The organism is Pantoea sp. Ap-870 (assembly GCF_011752515.1).
Taxonomy (GTDB): Bacteria; Pseudomonadota; Gammaproteobacteria; order Enterobacterales; family Enterobacteriaceae; genus Pantoea; species Pantoea dispersa.
This window is the reverse complement of record NZ_VWXG01000004.1, coordinates 117,035-134,430: the sequence shown is the minus strand read 5'-3', so window position 1 is coordinate 134,430 and position 17,396 is coordinate 117,035. Positions and strand designations below refer to the sequence as shown.

The 17,396-nt window shown below is 58.0% G+C and carries 15 protein-coding genes; 13 read left to right on the top strand and 2 right to left on the bottom strand.

Translation table 11 applies throughout. The features are described 5' to 3' along the window. Both leuA and leuL read right to left on the bottom strand, forming a co-directional pair. Window positions 1–1,563 carry a 2-isopropylmalate synthase gene (leuA, locus tag F3J41_RS11805; protein WP_021507571.1) on the bottom strand — a complete coding sequence of 521 codons (1,563 nt, stop codon included), beginning with the start codon at window positions 1,561–1,563 and terminating at the stop codon, window positions 1–3. Window positions 1,564–1,656: 93 nt separating this feature from the next. Continuing rightward, the gene (gene leuL, locus F3J41_RS23660; RefSeq protein WP_125308910.1) at window positions 1,657–1,740 is read right to left on the bottom strand and encodes a leu operon leader peptide; all 84 of its coding nucleotides are present in this window, start codon (window positions 1,738–1,740) and stop codon (window positions 1,657–1,659) included. 731 nt (window positions 1,741–2,471) lie between these two features. Here leuL and ilvI point away from each other — a divergent pair. The 13 genes from ilvI (at window position 2,472) to murG (ending at window position 17,392) form a co-directional block, all read left to right on the top strand. Beyond that, window positions 2,472–4,196 (top strand): acetolactate synthase 3 large subunit, encoded by a 1,725-nt coding sequence (gene ilvI / locus F3J41_RS11795; protein ID WP_166711228.1) that lies wholly within the window; start codon window positions 2,472–2,474, stop codon window positions 4,194–4,196. A gap of 2 nt (window positions 4,197–4,198) precedes the next feature. Next, a complete protein-coding gene (gene ilvN, locus F3J41_RS11790) occupies window positions 4,199–4,690 on the top strand; it encodes an acetolactate synthase small subunit (protein ID WP_010615603.1) in 492 nt (163 codons plus the stop codon). Between the two features lie 197 nt (window positions 4,691–4,887). Next, window positions 4,888–5,898, top strand: coding sequence for a catabolite repressor/activator (cra, locus tag F3J41_RS11785; RefSeq protein ID WP_010615604.1), 1,011 nt, complete (start codon window positions 4,888–4,890; stop codon window positions 5,896–5,898). Between the two features lie 492 nt (window positions 5,899–6,390). Further along, entirely contained in the window at window positions 6,391–6,849 is a 459-nt protein-coding gene (gene mraZ / locus F3J41_RS11780; protein WP_021507569.1) for a division/cell wall cluster transcriptional repressor MraZ, read from the top strand. Between the two features lie 2 nt (window positions 6,850–6,851). Continuing rightward, window positions 6,852–7,793 carry a 16S rRNA (cytosine(1402)-N(4))-methyltransferase RsmH gene (rsmH, locus tag F3J41_RS11775; protein ID WP_021507568.1) on the top strand — a complete coding sequence of 314 codons (942 nt, stop codon included), beginning with the start codon at window positions 6,852–6,854 and terminating at the stop codon, window positions 7,791–7,793. Next, on the top strand, window positions 7,790–8,110 hold the full coding sequence (gene ftsL, locus F3J41_RS11770) for a cell division protein FtsL (RefSeq protein ID WP_021507567.1): 321 nt from the start codon (window positions 7,790–7,792) through the stop codon (window positions 8,108–8,110). Before rsmH ends, ftsL begins: the two co-directional genes overlap by 4 nt. A gap of 16 nt (window positions 8,111–8,126) precedes the next feature. Beyond that, window positions 8,127–9,896 carry a peptidoglycan glycosyltransferase FtsI gene (locus tag F3J41_RS11765; protein ID WP_021507566.1) on the top strand — a complete coding sequence of 590 codons (1,770 nt, stop codon included), beginning with the start codon at window positions 8,127–8,129 and terminating at the stop codon, window positions 9,894–9,896. After that, window positions 9,883–11,370 (top strand): UDP-N-acetylmuramoyl-L-alanyl-D-glutamate--2,6-diaminopimelate ligase, encoded by a 1,488-nt coding sequence (murE, locus tag F3J41_RS11760; RefSeq protein ID WP_058780438.1) that lies wholly within the window; start codon window positions 9,883–9,885, stop codon window positions 11,368–11,370. Before F3J41_RS11765 ends, murE begins: the two co-directional genes overlap by 14 nt. Beyond that, window positions 11,367–12,728 carry a UDP-N-acetylmuramoyl-tripeptide--D-alanyl-D-alanine ligase gene (murF, locus tag F3J41_RS11755; protein WP_058770623.1) on the top strand — a complete coding sequence of 454 codons (1,362 nt, stop codon included), beginning with the start codon at window positions 11,367–11,369 and terminating at the stop codon, window positions 12,726–12,728. The genes murE and murF overlap by 4 nt, the downstream gene beginning before the upstream one ends. Further along, window positions 12,722–13,804, top strand: a complete 1,083-nt coding sequence (mraY, locus tag F3J41_RS11750) for a phospho-N-acetylmuramoyl-pentapeptide-transferase (RefSeq protein WP_150059249.1) — start codon at window positions 12,722–12,724, stop codon at window positions 13,802–13,804. The genes murF and mraY overlap by 7 nt, the downstream gene beginning before the upstream one ends. A gap of 2 nt (window positions 13,805–13,806) precedes the next feature. Continuing rightward, window positions 13,807–15,123, top strand: coding sequence for a UDP-N-acetylmuramoyl-L-alanine--D-glutamate ligase (murD, locus tag F3J41_RS11745; protein ID WP_166711226.1), 1,317 nt, complete (start codon window positions 13,807–13,809; stop codon window positions 15,121–15,123). Next, window positions 15,123–16,337 (top strand): cell division protein FtsW, encoded by a 1,215-nt coding sequence (ftsW, locus tag F3J41_RS11740; protein WP_021507561.1) that lies wholly within the window; start codon window positions 15,123–15,125, stop codon window positions 16,335–16,337. Before murD ends, ftsW begins: the two co-directional genes overlap by 1 nt. Continuing rightward, window positions 16,334–17,392, top strand: a complete 1,059-nt coding sequence (gene murG / locus F3J41_RS11735; protein WP_059010288.1) for an undecaprenyldiphospho-muramoylpentapeptide beta-N-acetylglucosaminyltransferase — start codon at window positions 16,334–16,336, stop codon at window positions 17,390–17,392. The genes ftsW and murG overlap by 4 nt, the downstream gene beginning before the upstream one ends. Window positions 17,393–17,396: the final 4 nt, after the last annotated feature.

Here is a 17,396-nt window from a genome sequence, read left to right as displayed (position 1 = left end):
TTACACCGTTTCCTTCTGATCTTTAAATTTACGCTGCAATTCTTTTTCGACCTGCTTTGCCCGCCAGATGTTGTTCAGGGCATTCACCATCGCTTTCGCCGAGGATTCGACGATATCGGTCGCCAGGCCCACGCCGTGGAATTTACGCCCGTTGTAATTGACCACGATATCGACCTGACCCAGCGCGTTTTCGCCGTGGCCTTTCGCGGTCAGCTTGTAGTTCACCAGCTCAGCATCGAAGCCGGTGATACGGTTAATAGCCTGGTAGACGGCATCAACCGGACCGTTACCGGTGGCGGCGTCGGCTTTGGCCTCTTCGCCGCAGCCCAGCTGCACCGACGCCGTCGCGGTGACGCTGGAGCCGGTCTGCACGTTGAATTCGTTCAGCTGGAAGTACTCCGGCTCTTCATTCTGCTTATTAATGAAGGCCAGCGCTTCCAGGTCGTAATCGAACACCTGGCCTTTTTTGTCCGCCAGCTTCAGGAAGGCGTCGTACAGCGTATCCAGGTTGTAATCGGACTCTTTGTAACCCATCTCTTCCATACGGTGCTTCACGGCGGCACGGCCGGAGCGGGAGGTCAGGTTCAGCTGAATTTTGTGCAGGCCAATCGATTCTGGCGTCAGGATTTCGTAGTTTTCGCGGTTCTTCAGCACGCCATCCTGATGAATGCCGGAGGAGTGGGCGAAGGCGTTGGAACCGACCACCGCTTTGTTGGCCGGGATTGGCATGTTGCAGATCTGGCTGACAATCTGGCTGGTGCGGTAGATTTCCTGATGATTGATATTGGTGTGCACGTTCATGATCTGCTGACGGGTTTTGATCGCCATGATCACCTCTTCCAGCGCACAGTTACCGGCGCGCTCGCCCAGGCCGTTCAGCGTGCCTTCGACCTGACGCGCACCGGCCAGCACTGCCGCAATGGCGTTACCGGTCGCCATGCCCAGATCGTCATGGGTGTGAACGGACAGAATCGCTTTGTCGATGTTGGGTACGCGCTGTACCAGCTGACCAATAATGTTGGCGTACTCGCCCGGCAGGGTGTAGCCCACGGTGTCCGGAATATTGATGGTGGTGGCGCCGGCGTTGATTGCGGCTTCTACCATGCGGCACAGGTCGTCAATCGGCGTACGGCCACCGTCTTCGCAGGAGAACTCAACGTCATCGGTATAGTTGCGCGCCCGCTTAATCATGTGCACCGCGCGTTCGATCACTTCCGGCAGCGTGCTGCGCAGTTTAGTGGCGATATGCATCGGCGAAGTGGCGATAAAGGTGTGAATACGGAAGGCGTCGGCCACGCGCAGCGATTCGTAAGCCGCGTCGATATCTTTCTCTACACAGCGCGCCAGACCACACACGCGGCTGTTTTTGATGGTCCGGGCAATGGTCTGCACGGATTCGAAATCACCCGGCGAAGAGACCGGAAAACCGACTTCCATTACATCCACGCCCATCCTTTCCAGCGCCAGGGCGATCTGCAGTTTTTCTTTAACACTCAGGCTGGCCTGTAATGCCTGTTCGCCGTCGCGCAGAGTGGTATCGAAAATTATTACTTGCTGGCTCATGATCATCTTCCTTTTGCATTGACTTCGCCGGTGCTACGAGCATAAAAAAACCCGCGCAGTGGCGCGGGTTTTTTAACTTTCAGCAGGTTCGAATCAGTTGTTGATTTCGCCCACGAGTCTACCGCGCAAACTGGATGCGTTAAGTAGTAGACCGAGTAGACGAAAAGAACGTGACATGAATCAAACCTCGTAAAATGAGTGCTGCACATATTGGTACTGGATTCGCCTGGCGATGTCAACCCTAAGTGAAAGGGTATTTCTCTGGCCGGAAAAGGGCGATGTGCTGGGATTATCGGTCATCGCAGAGCATTGCCATTAATTAACGGTGGCTTAGCGCGTTATGCCACTTTAAAAAATCTTTTAAAAAAGGCGAATAATTTTAAGTTGCTGAATTATATGTTTTTATTAAGGCTTATTCGTCAGGTGGAAAAACAAGATAAAGCTTGTTGCTTAGCAGATTGTGATGTGGAAGAGAGACTTAAGAGTTAATCACGCCAGAAACGCGGTAACGGAAAAAATTGTGGGCTAAACACGCTGGCAATATGAAAATCATATTTCTTACAACACGCTGTAAATAATCTGCAAACCAGCATTTTCCTCTGTCCATATGCCATCGCATTAGTTTATTCCTCCCGGGCGATAATCACGCATCAGTGCCTTTTTTGCCACTGACAGCGCCGTGCCGCCTTATGACGTTTGCAGGCCGGGTTTTCTGCGGTTATGGTAATCGACCTACTCTCAAAAGAATCCACGCAGGTAGATTCCCTGTACCTGGAAGACGAAATGAATGGCGTCTTCTGAGCATAAACATAAGGTTTTGATCTTAATTGGCAATAAAGGGACAGATGCGAGCGGCACGCAGGATAGCGTTTGCTGGCGCAGCTGGCTCTCAAGCCTGGAGGCAGAAAATGGAGATGTTGTCAGGAGCCGAAATGGTCGTCCGTTCGTTAATCGATCAGGGCGTTAAGCAGGTATTCGGTTATCCGGGCGGTGCGGTGCTCGATATTTATGATGCGCTGCAAACGGTCGGTGGTATTGACCACGTGCTGGTGCGCCACGAGCAGGGCGCCGTACATATGGCGGATGGCCTGGCGCGCGCGACCGGCGAAGTCGGCGTGGTGCTGGTCACCTCAGGTCCTGGCGCCACCAACGCTATCACCGGTATTGCGACCGCTTATATGGATTCCATTCCGCTGGTGATCCTCTCCGGTCAGGTGCCGTCCTCGCTGATTGGCTATGACGCCTTCCAGGAGTGCGACATGGTGGGGATTTCGCGTCCGGTGGTGAAGCACAGCTTCCTGGTGAAAAGCACCGAAGAGATTCCGACAGTGCTGAAAAAAGCCTTCTGGCTGGCGGCCAGCGGTCGTCCGGGGCCGGTGGTGATCGATCTGCCAAAAGATATTCTGAATCCGGCCAACAAGCTGCCTTACGTGTGGCCGGAAACTGTCAGCATGCGCTCTTACAATCCGACGCTGCAGGGCCACAAAGGCCAGATCAAGCGCGCGCTGCAGACGCTGCTGGCGGCGCACAAGCCGGTAATTTACGTCGGCGGCGGGGCCATTACTTCAGGCTGCGAGGCGGAACTGCTGCAGCTGGCAGAGCAGCTGAATATTCCGGTCACCACCTCGCTGATGGGGCTGGGCGCGTTCCCGGGCACGCATCGTCAGTGTGTGGGCATGCTCGGTATGCACGGCACCTATGAAGCCAACATGACCATGCACAACGCCGATCTGATCTTTGGTATCGGCGTACGCTTTGACGACCGCACCACCAACAATCTGGCGAAGTATTGCCCGAATGCCACCGTGATGCACATTGACGTCGATCCGACCTCGATCTCCAAAACCGTCAGCGCCGATATTCCGATTGTCGGCGATGCCAGACAGACGCTGACGCAGATGCTGGAGCTGCTGGCGCAGAGCGAGGCGAAGCAGGAGCTCGATAGCCTGCGTGACTGGTGGCAGAGCATTGAAGGCTGGCGCAGCCGCAAATGCCTGGAATTTGACCGTAACAGCGACAAAATCAAACCGCAGGCGGTGATCGAAACCATTTGTCGTCTGACGCACGGCGAAGCGTATGTGACCTCGGACGTCGGCCAGCACCAGATGTTCGCCGCGCTTTACTATCAGTTCGATAAACCGCGTCGCTGGATCAACTCCGGCGGCCTCGGCACCATGGGCTTTGGCCTGCCGGCGGCACTCGGCGTGAAGATGGCGCTGCCGCAGGAAACCGTGATTTGCGTAACCGGCGACGGCAGTATTCAGATGAATATTCAGGAGCTGTCGACCGCGCTGCAGTATGACCTGCCGGTGCTGGTGCTGAACCTGAACAACCGCTTCCTCGGCATGGTGAAACAGTGGCAGGACATGATTTACTCCGGCCGCCATTCACAATCTTATATGGAGTCGCTGCCGGACTTCGTGCGCCTGGCGGAAGCCTATGGCCACGTGGGCATCGCGATTCAGCATCCGGCTGAGCTGGAAGAGAAGCTGCAGCTGGCGCTCGATACGCTGGCGAAAGGGCGTCTGGTGTTTGTGGATGTCACGGTGGACGGCAGCGAGCACGTCTACCCGATGCAGATTCGCGGTGGCGCGATGGATGAGATGTGGTTGAGCAAAACGGAGAGGACTTAATTATGCGTCGTATTTTATCAGTTCTGCTGGAGAACGAATCCGGCGCATTGTCGCGCGTGGTGGGGCTGTTTTCCCAGCGCGGCTATAACATTGAGAGCCTGACCGTCGCGCCGACCGACGATCCTACCCTGTCGCGTATGACCATTCAGACCGTGGGCGACCAGAAAGTGCTGGAGCAGATCGAAAAGCAGCTGCACAAGCTGGTGGACGTGTTGCGCGTCAGCGAACTGGGGCAGGGCGCTTACGTCGAGCGTGAAATCATGCTGGTGAAGATTCAGGCCAGCGGGTACGGTCGCGAAGAGGTAAAACGCAGCGCGGAAATTTTCCGTGGGCAGATCATTGATGTGACGCCGACGCTGTACACGGTTCAGCTGGCCGGCACCAGCGATAAACTCGACGCGTTCCTCAACACCGTGCGTGAAGTGGCGGAAATCGTTGAAGTGGCGCGTTCCGGCATCGTCGGGGTATCACGCGGCGATCGCGTAATGCGTTAATACCGCAAAGTTATCATCGGTTTTCGAGCTAACCCGGCGGAATGCCGGGTTTTTTTATTTTATGCGCTTCGGCCGCTTGTGCATGAAAAGCGGTTGCTCAGCGTACTGTTCTGCGGTTAGATGTTACAAATGTTTTACCCTTAGCTACTCTGCGGACATTTTCGCCAGCCCTGGCTTATCAGAATTAAGGTGTCATCGTGAAACTGGATGAAATTGCGCGCCTGGCGGGCGTGTCGCGCACCACGGCGAGCTATGTCATCAATGGCAAAGCGCGGCAGTATCGTGTCAGCGACAAAACCGTTGAGAAAGTCATGGCGGTGGTGCGTGAGTACAACTATCACCCCAACGCGGTGGCTGCGGGCCTGCGCGCCGGACGCACCCGTTCGATTGGTCTGGTGATCCCCGATCTGGAAAACACCAGTTATACCCGCATCGCCAACTATCTTGAACGCCAGGCGCGTCAGCGCGGCTATCAGCTGCTGATTGCCTGTTCCGAAGATCAGCCGGATAACGAAATGCGCTGCATTGAGCATCTGCTGCAGCGTCAGGTTGATGCGATCATCGTCTCCACATCGCTGCCGCCGGAACATCCGTTCTATCAGCGCTGGGTCAACGATCCGCTGCCGATTATCGCGCTGGACCGCGCGCTGGATCGTGAACACTTCACCAGCGTGGTCGGTGCCGATCAGGATGACGCGCAGGCGCTGGCGGCTGAATTGCGTCAGCTGCCGGTGAAAAACGTGCTGTTTCTCGGCGCGCTGCCGGAGCTGTCGGTCAGCTTCCTGCGTGAAATGGGGTTCCGCGAGGCGTGGCAGGGCGATGAGCGCCCGATCGATTTCATCTATTGCAACAGCTTTGACCGCGCCGCTGCGGCGACGCTGTTTGAAAAATACCTTGAAGACCACGCGATGCCCGAAGCGCTGTTTACCACCTCGTTTGGCCTGTTGCAGGGGGTGATGGACGTGACGCTGAAGCGTGACGGCCGCTTGCCAACTGACCTGGCTATTGCAACTTTCGGCGACCACGAATTATTAGACTTTCTGGAGTGCCCGGTGCTGGCGGTAGGGCAGCGCCATCGCGATGTTGCTGAGCGTGTGCTGGAGCTGGTGCTGGCTTCGCTGGATGAGCCACGCAAACCGAAGCCAGGTTTAACCCGTATCCGCCGTAATTTATTCCGCCGCGGACAATTAAGTCGTCGCGCTAAATGAAGCGTCGGGCGAGACGTCGCCCGCGCTAATTTATCTCATCCCTATTTAACCAGACGCACACGGGCGTAAAAAAGCGTAAATTATCATCGCCCTGGCTAACGAATTATCGGCGCTGGATTTTCTTATTTGTTTACATCTTCAGCAATCGCGCATAGCAGAGCTGACGCGATGGTGCTGGGCTTCCTTTCAGAAATCCCCTAAAATGCCGCCGCCGTCGCAGATTGGGGCAGAATAATCGCAGCGGTAAAATTGCGCTAATTTTCACCGATAAATCTGACGCAAATTTTTTTTATACTGTTATTCATCAGGTTAATTTTAAATTGACCATTCATTCTCCTCTTATTCTTCTCTCCGGTTAATTTCATTCGGTGTAAAGAGTGATATTCACTTGCCGTTGCGGCTTGACAAGGATTTCATCGGCTCCGTAAACTCGTTTCGTGGTAAAAAGTGGGATAAAGTGGTGAAAACGGGTAACTGAGGGGTAGGGCTGGCATGTTCCGTGGAGCAACGTTAGTCAATCTCGACAGCAAAGGGCGCCTGGCGGTGCCGACGCGTTATCGCGAATTGCTGCTCGCAGAGTCTCAGGGTCAAATGGTTTGCACCATTGACCTCCATCAGCCCTGCCTGCTGCTTTATACCCTGCCCGAATGGGAAATTATTGAAAAAAAACTGGCCCGGTTATCCAGTATGAATCCGAACGAGCGTCGCGTGCAGCGTCTGCTGTTAGGACATGCCAGCGAGTGCCAGATGGATAACGCAGGCCGTTTACTGCTGGCGAATACGTTGCGCCAGCATGCGAGCCTGACCAAAGAAGTGATGCTGGTTGGACAGTTCAACAAGTTTGAGCTGTGGGATGAACAGACCTGGTATCAACAAGTTAAGGACGATATTGACGCAGAACAGTCAGCTCAGGAGCCTTTATCTGAGCGGTTGCAGGACTTGTCGCTATAGCTATGCAGGAAAATTTTAAACACACCACGGTGCTGCTGGATGAGGCGGTTAACGGCCTTAATATCAGGGAAGACGGCATTTATATTGACGGCACCTTTGGTCGCGGCGGTCACTCACGCCTGATCCTGTCGCAGCTTGGCGCGCACGGACAGTTACTGGCGATCGACCGCGATCCGCAAGCCATAGCCGCAGCCGCTGAGATAAAAGATCCACGTTTCTCGATTGTGCACGGGCCGTTTTCAGCGCTGGCTGAGTATGTCGAAGAGCGCGGGCTGACCGGAAAAATCGACGGCGTACTGCTGGATTTGGGCGTCTCTTCGCCTCAGCTGGATGACGCCGAGCGCGGTTTCTCCTTTATGCGCGACGGGCCGCTGGATATGCGTATGGATCCGACGCGCGGTCAGTCGGCAGCCGAGTGGTTGCAGAGCGCGGAAGAGGCAGACATTGCGTTTGTGCTGAAAACCTACGGTGAAGAGCGCTTCGCAAAACGCATCGCCCGCGCCATTGTCGAGCGCAACCGGGAACAGCCGATGACGCGCACCAAAGAGCTGGCCGATCTGATTGCGGCGGCAACGCCGGTAAAAGATAAGTTTAAGCATCCGGCGACGCGCAGCTTCCAGGCGATACGCATCTGGATCAACAGTGAGCTGGAAGAGATCGATATCGCGCTGAAAGGGGCATTAACGGTGCTGGCACCGGGCGGGCGTTTATCCATCATCAGCTTCCACTCGCTGGAGGATCGGCTGGTGAAGCGCTTTATGCGTGACCAGAGCCGCGGACCGCAGGTGCCGGCCGGGATTCCGATGACCGAGAGCCAGCTGAAAGCGCTGGGCGGACGTGAACTGAAAACCCTCGGCAAGCTGATTCCTGGCGAAGCCGAAGTCAAAGACAACCCGCGCGCGCGCAGTTCGGTCCTGCGTATCGCTGAGAGAACCGCATCGTGATTGGCAATGAGCGTCACAGCCTGCCCGGCGTCATTGGTGGCGATCTGCTGCGTTTTGGCAAGATCCCGCTGCTGCTGCTGATCGCCGTGCTGGTTTCTTCGGTGCTGGTGGTGACCACCACGCATAAGACCCGTTTGCTGACGGCGCAGCGTGAGCAGCTGGTGCTGGAGCGTGATGCGCTGGATATCGAATGGCGCAACCTGATCCTCGAAGAGAATGCGCTGGGCGATCACAGCCGGGTAGAACGGATAGCAACCGATAAGCTGCAGTTGCAGCATGTTGATCCTTCACAGGAAAATATTGTGGTGCAGAAATAAGGAATCGCAGACCTCAATGAGCGGCGCAGGCAAAACGCTGAAGTTAAGAAAACAGGAAGATAAGGCCAGCTTTGTAAGCTGGCGTTTTGCGTTGCTGTGCGGCTGTATCCTTCTGGCGCTGGGCGGATTGCTGTCGCGCGTGGCGTGGCTGCAGGTCATCAGCCCGGATAAGCTGGTGAAGGAAGGCGATTTACGTTCGCTGCGCGTGCAGGAAGTGCCTACCGCGCGCGGCATGATCAGCGATCGCGCCGGACGCCCGCTGGCGGTAAGCGTGCCGGTTAACGCCATCTGGGCCGATCCCAAAGAGCTGACCGAGCACGGCGGCGTCACCGTCGATAGTCGCTGGAAAGCGCTGTCGGATGCGCTGTCGATCCCGCTGGATCAGCTGGCGGCGCGCGTCAACGCCAACCCAAAAGGGCGCTTTATTTACCTCGCCCGTCAGGTTAACCCGGCGATTGGCGAATACGTGAAAAAGCTCAAGCTGCCCGGTATTTACCTGCGTCAGGAGTCGCGCCGCTACTATCCGGCCGGCCAGGTCACTGCCCACCTGATTGGCTTCACCAACATTGACGGCCAGGGCATTGAAGGCATCGAGAAGAGCTTCGATAAATGGCTGACCGGTGAGCCGGGCGAACGTACCGTGCGCAAAGACCGCTACGGGCGGGTGATTGAGGATATCTCCTCGGTCGATAGCCGCGCCGCGCACAACCTGACGCTGAGCATCGACGAGCGCCTGCAGGCGCTGGTGTACCGCGAACTGAACAATGCTGTTGCCTTCAACAAAGCCGAATCGGGCACTGCGGTGCTGGTGGACGTGAACACCGGCGAAGTGCTGGCGATGGCCAACAGCCCGGCTTACAACCCCAATAATCTCAGCAACACGCCGAAAGACGTCATGCGTAACCGCGCTATTACCGACATCTTCGAGCCAGGTTCCACCGTGAAGCCAATGGTGGTGATGACCGCACTGCAGCGCGGCGTGGTGAAAGAGAACAGCGTTCTGAATACTGTGCCGTATCGCGTCAATGGTCATGAGATCAAAGACGTGGCGCGCTATAACGAATTAACCCTTACCGGGGTTCTGCAGAAGTCGAGTAACGTCGGGGTTTCGCGCCTCGCGTTAGCGATGCCCTCCTCAGCGCTGGTAGAAACTTACGCGCGCTTTGGCCTGGGTAAACCGACCAATTTGGGGCTGGTCGGGGAAAGTAGTGGCTTATACCCTCAAAAACAACGGTGGTCTGACATAGAGAGGGCCACCTTCTCTTTCGGCTACGGGCTAATGGTAACGCCGTTACAGTTAGCGCGAGTCTACGCAACCATTGGCAGCTACGGCATCAACCGCCCGCTGTCGATTACCAAAGTTGACCCGCCGGTGGCGGGCGAGCGCGTTTTCCCGGAAGACCTGGTGAAAACCGTGATGCACATGATGGAAAGCGTGGCGCTGCCGGGTGGCGGTGGCGTTAAAGCCGCCATCAAGGGCTATCGCATCGCGATCAAAACCGGTACCGCGAAAAAAGTCGGGCCGGACGGACGCTACGTCAATAAATACATTGCTTACACCGCGGGCGTTGCGCCTGCCAGTCGCCCGCGTTTTGCGCTGGTGGTGGTGATCAACGATCCCCAGGCCGGTAAATATTATGGTGGTGCGGTTTCTGCACCGGTGTTTGGCGCCATCATGGGCGGTGTGCTGCGCACCATGAACATTGAACCGGATGCGCTGCCAACGGTGGATAAAAACGAGTTGGTGAAGAATAAGAGAAGTGAGGAATCAAGTGACAGATCGTAACCTGCGCGACTTGCTGGCCCCGTGGGTGCCTGGCGCGCCGGCGCGTCCACTCCGTGACATGACACTGGACAGCCGCGCTGCGGCTGCTGGCGATCTGTTTATCGCCGTGGCGGGTCATCATGCTGATGGACGTCGATTTATTCCACAGGCCATCGCCCAGGGTGTGGCGGCGGTCATTGCCGAGGCTGAAGGCGAAGCCAGCGATGGTGATATCCGCGAGATGCACGGCGTCCCGGTTATCTATCTGGCTCAGCTGCCGCAGCGCCTCTCCGCGCTGGCCGGGCGTTTCTACCAGCAGCCGGCTGAAAAATTAAAGCTGATTGGTGTGACCGGCACTAACGGTAAAACCACCACCACGCAGCTGATTGCGCAGTGGGCCAACCTGCTGGGCGAAACCGGTGCGGTGATGGGCACGGTGGGCAATGGCCTGTACGGTCAGCTGGTGCCGAGTGAAAACACCACCGGCTCGGCGGTGGATGTACAGCATATTCTGCACGACCTGGTCGGGCAGGGCGCCACCGTGGCCGCCATGGAAGTCTCCTCGCATGGTCTGGTGCAGCATCGCGTGGCCGCGCTGCCGTTTGCCGCCGCGGTATTTACCAATCTGAGCCGCGATCACCTTGATTATCACGGTGACATGCAGGGCTACGAATCGGCCAAGTGGCTGCTGTTCTCTGAGCATCAGGTAGGCGAGGCCATCATCAACGCTGATGATGAAGTGGGCCGCCGCTGGCTGGAAAAATTACCGGATGCCGTGGCTGTCACGCTGGGCAACAATCTGCAGCCCGGCTGTCGTGGCCGCTGGCTGCAGGCGACAGCGATCGATTATCACGACGGCGGCGCACACGTGCAGTTCAGTTCGAGCTGGGGCAACGGCGAGTTTGACAGCCGCCTGATGGGTGCCTTTAACGTCAGCAATCTGCTGCTGGCGCTGGCGACACTGCTGACGCTGGATTATCCGCTCGACACGCTGGTGGCCAGTGCCAGCCAGCTGCAGCCGGTGTGCGGTCGTATGGAAGTGTTCACCGCCGCGCACAAGCCGACGGTAGTGGTGGATTACGCACATACGCCTGACGCGCTGGAAAAAGCGCTGGAAGCGGCCCGGCTGCACTGCAAGGGCCAGCTGTGGTGCGTATTTGGCTGCGGTGGCGACCGTGACAAAGGCAAACGTCCGCTGATGGGCGCGATTGCCGAACAGTTTGCCGACATCGTGGTGATCACCGATGACAATCCGCGCAGCGAAGAGCCGACGGCGATTGTTAACGACATTCTCACCGGCCTGCTCGATCCGGGCCGGGCACGCGTTATTGCAGGACGAGCGCAGGCGGTTACCCATGCGGTGATGCAGGCCAGCGCCGACGACATCGTGCTGGTGGCCGGTAAAGGCCATGAAGATTATCAAATCATCGGCAACCGCCGCCTTGACTACTCTGACCGCGACACCGTCGCCCGTTTGCTGGGGGTAATGGCATGATTCCGGTTACGCTGAAAACCCTGGCAGAGATTAGCGGTGGGCAACTGCACGGCAGCGATCTCACTATCGCTGATGTCACCACGGATACCCGTAAAGTCACCCCAGGCAGCCTGTTTGTCGCGCTGGTGGGCGAACGTTTTGATGCGCACGATTTTGCCGCCGACGCTATCGCCAGTGGCGCACAGGCGCTGCTGGTGAACCGTCGTTTAGCGGTTGACGTGCCGCAGGTGGTGGTCGCTGACACGCGTATCGCTTTTGGTCAGCTCGGCGCCTGGGTGCGTCAGCAGGCGAAAGCGCGCGTGGTGGGGCTGACCGGCTCCTCCGGTAAAACCTCCGTGAAAGAGATGACCGCGGCGATTCTGCGCCAGTGCGGTGAAACGCTGTATACCGCCGGTAATCTCAACAACGATTACGGCGTGCCGATGACGCTGCTGCGTCTTACCCCGCAACACGCGTATGCCGTGATTGAAATGGGCGCGAATCATCAGGGTGAAATCGCCTACACCACCAATCTGGTGCGTCCGGAAACCGCGCTGGTTAACAATCTGGCGGCGGCGCATCTGGAAGGCTTCGGTTCACTGGCGGGCGTGGCAAAAGCCAAAGGCGAAATCTTTGGCGGCTTACCGGTACACGGCACCGCAATCATCAACGCTGACAGCAACGATCTGCCCAACTGGCAGCCGCAGTTTGCTGATAAAACCCTGTGGCGCTTTTCGCCGCAGCCGATGGCAGACGCGGAGTTCCGCGCCAGCGATATCGTGCTGCGCGCTGACGCCACGCTGTTTACCCTGCACACGCCGCGCGGTGACATCGCCGTCGAGCTGCCGCTGCCGGGTCGGCACAATATCGCTAATGCGCTGGCTGCTGCCGCGCTGGCGCTGTCGGTTGACGCGCCGTTAACCGCTATCCAGTCTGGCCTTAAAACCTTACAGCCCGTTCCTGGGCGCCTGTTCCCGATTCGCCTCGCCGGTAATCAGCTGCTGCTGGATGACAGCTACAACGCTAACGTTGGTTCGATGACCGCCGCTGCGCAGGTGCTGGGCGATATGCCGGGCTTCCGCGTCATGGTGGTCGGCGACATGGGCGAGCTGGGCGACGAAGCCGAAGCCTGTCATCGTCAGGTGGGCGAAGCGGCGAAAGCCGCCGGTATTGATTGTGTGCTGAGCACCGGCAGGTTCAGCCATTTGATTAGTGAAAGCAGCGGCCGGGGCGAACATTTCGCCAGTAAAGCTGAACTGACTGAACGTTTACGCACGCTGCTGTCCCAACATGCGGACATCACTATTTTGGTTAAAGGTTCACGTAGTGCCGCCATGGAGCAGGTAGTACAGAGCTTACAGGAGAAAGGAACATGCTAGTCTGGCTGGCCGAACATCTGGTCGCATTTTATTCCGGCTTTAACGTCTTTTCCTATCTGACGTTTCGCGCCATTGTCAGCCTGCTGACCGCTCTGTTCATCTCTTTATGGATGGGCCCGCGCCTGATCGCCTGGCTGCAGAAACTGCAGATTGGCCAGGTGGTACGTAACGATGGTCCGGAGTCGCACTTCAGCAAGCGCGGCACGCCGACCATGGGCGGCATCATGATTCTGACCTCCATCACGGTTTCGGTGCTGATGTGGGCTTATCCGTCCAATCCTTACGTCTGGTGCGTGCTGGTGGTGCTGGTCGGTTTTGGCGTAATTGGCTTTGTTGATGACTATCGCAAAGTGGTGCGTAAAGACACTAAGGGCCTGATCGCGCGCTGGAAATATTTCTGGATGTCGGTGATTTCGCTTGGTGTGGCGTTCGCGCTGTTCGTTGCCGGTAAAGATACGCCTGCCACACAGCTGGTGGTGCCATTCTTTAAAGATGTTATGCCGCAGCTCGGCCTGTTCTACGTGGTGCTGGCCTACTTTGTGATTGTCGGAACCGGTAATGCGGTCAACCTGACAGACGGTCTGGATGGTTTGGCCATCATGCCAACGGTGTTTGTCGCGGCGGGATTTGCACTGGTGGCCTGGGCGACCGGTAACGTGAAATTCGCTGAGTATCTGCACATCCCGTATCTGCGCCACGCCGGTGAGCTGGTGATTGTCTGTACCGCGATCGTCGGGGCCGGTCTCGGCTTCCTGTGGTTCAACACCTATCCGGCGCAGGTCTTTATGGGCGACGTGGGTTCGCTGGCGCTGGGTGGCGCACTGGGTACGCTGGCTGTACTGCTGCGTCAGGAATTTTTGCTGGTGATCATGGGCGGCGTATTTGTGGTCGAGACGCTGTCGGTGATTCTGCAGGTGGGATCGTTCAAGCTGCGCGGCCAGCGTATTTTCCGCATGGCACCGATTCACCACCACTATGAACTGAAAGGCTGGCCGGAGCCGCGCGTGATCGTGCGCTTCTGGATTATTTCGCTGATGCTGGTGCTGATTGGCCTGGCAACGCTCAAGGTACGTTAATCATGGCTGACTATCGGGGCAGAAAAGTCGTCATCATTGGATTAGGCATTACCGGCCTTTCCTGTGTTGATTTCTTCCTCGCGCAGGGCGTGACGCCCCGCGTGATGGATACCCGTGTGTCACCGCCGGGGCTGGACAAACTGCCAGAGCAGGTGGAGCGCCACGTTGGCGGTATCAACAGCGACTGGCTGCTGGCATGCGATCTGATCATCGCCAGCCCGGGCATCGCGCTGGCGCACCCGGCGCTGAGCGAAGCGGCTGACGCCGGCATTGAAATTGTCGGCGATATCGAACTGTTCTGCCGTGAAGCTCAGGCGCCGATTGTGGCGATCACCGGTTCCAATGGCAAAAGTACCGTCACCACGCTGGTGGGCGAAATGGCGCGCGCCGCGGGCTGGCAGGTGGGCGTAGGCGGCAACATTGGGCTGCCGGCGCTGACGCTGCTTAAATCGCCGGCGCAGCTGTATGTGCTGGAGCTCTCCAGCTTCCAGCTGGAAACCACCTACAGCCTGAAAGCGGCGGCAACAACCATCCTCAACGTCACTGAGGATCATATGGATCGCTATCCGCTCGGCATGCAGCAGTACCGCGCCGCTAAATTACGCATCTATGAAAACGCGGATATCTGCGTGGTGAATGCCGACGATGGCATGACCATGCCGGTGCGCGGCGCCGATCGCCGCTGCGTCAGCTTTGGCATCGACGTTGGCGATTATCACCTCAACCAGCAGCAGGGCAGTACCTGGCTGCGGGTGAAGGGCGAGAAAGTCCTTAATACCGACGAGATGAAGCTGGTCGGGCAGCACAATTACACCAATGCGCTGGCCGCGCTGGCGCTGGCCGATGCGGTGAATATCCCGCGCGCCTCCAGCCTGAAAGCATTAACCACCTACAGCGGCCTGCCGCATCGCTTCCAGCTGGTGCACGAAGCGCATGGCGTGCGCTGGATTAATGATTCGAAAGCCACCAACGTGGGCAGCACCGAAGCCGCGCTTAACGGCCTGCAGGTGAAAGGCACGCTGTGGCTGCTGCTGGGTGGCGATGGCAAAGGGGCGGACTTTACGCCGCTGGCGCGCTATCTGCAGGGCGACAACGTGCGGCTGTTCTGCTTTGGCCGCGACGGCGACGCGCTGGCCGCGCTGCGTCCGGCAGTGGCGACGCGCACCGACACGCTCGAACAGGCGATGACGCAGATTGCCGCGCAGGTGCAGGCGGGCGACCTGGTGCTGCTGTCACCGGCGTGCGCCAGCCTAGACCAGTTCCGTAATTTTGAACAGCGTGGCGATCGCTTCGCGCAACTGGCGAAGGAGCTGAGCTGATGCGTATTCCCGGAGCCAGTATCGCCAGTTTTATTTCGCTGCGCCTGCGTGATTGGGTGATGGGCGCGCGCGACAACGACGACGCGCCGGTGGTGCTGTATGACCGCACGCTGCTGTGGCTGACATTTGGCCTGGCGATTATCGGTTTTGTCATGGTCACCTCGGCGTCGATGCCGGTTGGACAGCGTCTTAACGACGATCCGTTCTACTTTGCCAAGCGAGATGCCTTTTATATCGCACTGGCGCTGGGGATGGCGTTAGTGACGCTGCGCGTACCGATGGATTTCTGGCAGCGCTACAGTAACGCGATGCTGATGGCTTCGGTGGCGATGCTGCTGATCGTACTGGTGGTCGGTAGCTCGGTTAACGGCGCATCGCGCTGGATCGCGCTCGGGCCGCTGCGTATTCAGCCGGCGGAGTTATCCAAGCTGTCGCTGTTCTGCTATCTCGCCAGTTATCTGGTGCGCAAAGTGGAAGAGGTGCGGAACAACTTCTGGGGCTTCTGTAAGCCGATGGGCGTGATGGTGGTGCTGGCGGTGCTGCTGCTGGCCCAGCCGGACCTCGGCACTGTGGTGGTGCTGTTTGTTACCACGCTGGCGATGCTGTTCCTGGCGGGCGCCAAACTGTGGCAGTTCCTGGCGATTATCGGCTCGGGCATTTTCGCCGTGGTGCTGCTGATTATCGCGGAACCTTACCGTATGCGCCGCGTGACCTCCTTCTGGAACCCGTGGGAAGATCCATTCGGCAGCGGCTACCAGCTGACCCAGTCGCTGATGGCGTTTGGCCGCGGTGAGTTCTGGGGACAGGGCCTGGGCAACTCGGTGCAGAAACTGGAGTATCTGCCGGAAGCGCATACCGACTTTATCTTCTCAATTATCGGTGAAGAGTTGGGTTATGTCGGTGTGGTTTTGGCGCTGTTGATGGTATTCTTCGTCGCTTTTCGCGCAATGTCGATTGGCCGTCGCGCGCTGGAGATCGACCAGCGTTTTTCCGGCTTCCTCGCCTGTTCCATTGGGGTGTGGTTTAGCTTCCAGGCGCTGGTTAATGTTGGTGCGGCGGCGGGTATGCTGCCGACCAAGGGCCTGACGCTGCCGCTGATCAGTTACGGTGGATCGAGTCTGATCATTATGTCGACCGCCATCGTGTTTTTATTGCGCATAGATTATGAAACACGTCTGGCAAAAGCCCAGGCGTTTACCCGAGGTGCCCGATGAGTGGTAAACGGCTGATGGTCATGGCAGGGGGTACCGGCGGACATGTGTTCCCCGGACTGGCCGTGGCGCATCATCTGATCGAACAAGGCTGGCAGGTGCGCTGGCTGGGAACCGCAGACCGGATGGAAGCCGATCTGGTGCCAAAGCATGGCATTGATATCGACTTCATTCGCATCAGCGGACTGCGCGGTAAAGGCGTAAAGGCCCTGCTGCTGGCACCGGTGCGCATTTTCAATGCGTGGCGCCAGGCGCGCCGCATCATGAAAAACTGGCAGCCGGATGTGGTGCTGGGCATGGGCGGTTATGTTTCCGGGCCGGGCGGCCTTGCGGCATGGAGTTGCGGCATCCCGGTGGTGCTGCACGAGCAGAACGGCATTGCCGGGCTGACCAACAAGTGGCTGGCGAAGATCGCCACCACAGTGATGCAGGCCTTTCCGGGCGCGTTCCCCACTGCTGAGGTGGTGGGTAACCCGGTGCGTAATGATGTGCTGGCGCTGCCGCTTCCGGCGCAGCGTCTGGCACACCGCAGCGGGCCGATTCGCGTGCTGGTGATTGGCGGTAGTCAGGGCGCGCGCATCCTCAATCAGATCGTGCCGCAGGTCGCCGCTGAACTGGGTGACGCCATCACGCTGTGGCATCAGACCGGCAAAGGCGCACGGGAGACCGTGCAGCAGGCGTATCAGGCCGCTGGCCAGCCGCAGCATAAGGTCACCGAGTTCATCGATGACATGGCGCAAGCCTATGCGTGGGCCGATGTGGTGGTGTGCCGCTCCGGCGCGCTGACCGTCAGTGAAGTGGCGGCGGCAGGTTTACCGGCGATTTTCGTGCCGTTCCAGCACAAAGATCGTCAGCAGTACTGGAATGCGCTGCCGCTGGAAAAAGCCGGCGCGGCCAAAATTTTCGAGCAGCCGCAGTTTACTGCTGCGGCCGTCGCAGACACGCTGCGCCACTGGGATCGCGCCACGCTGCTGGCGATGGCGGAAAAAGCCCGCCAGGTCGCGATTCCTGATGCGACCGAACGGGTGGCACAAGAGGTTGCGCGCGTCGCGAAGTAAGTTA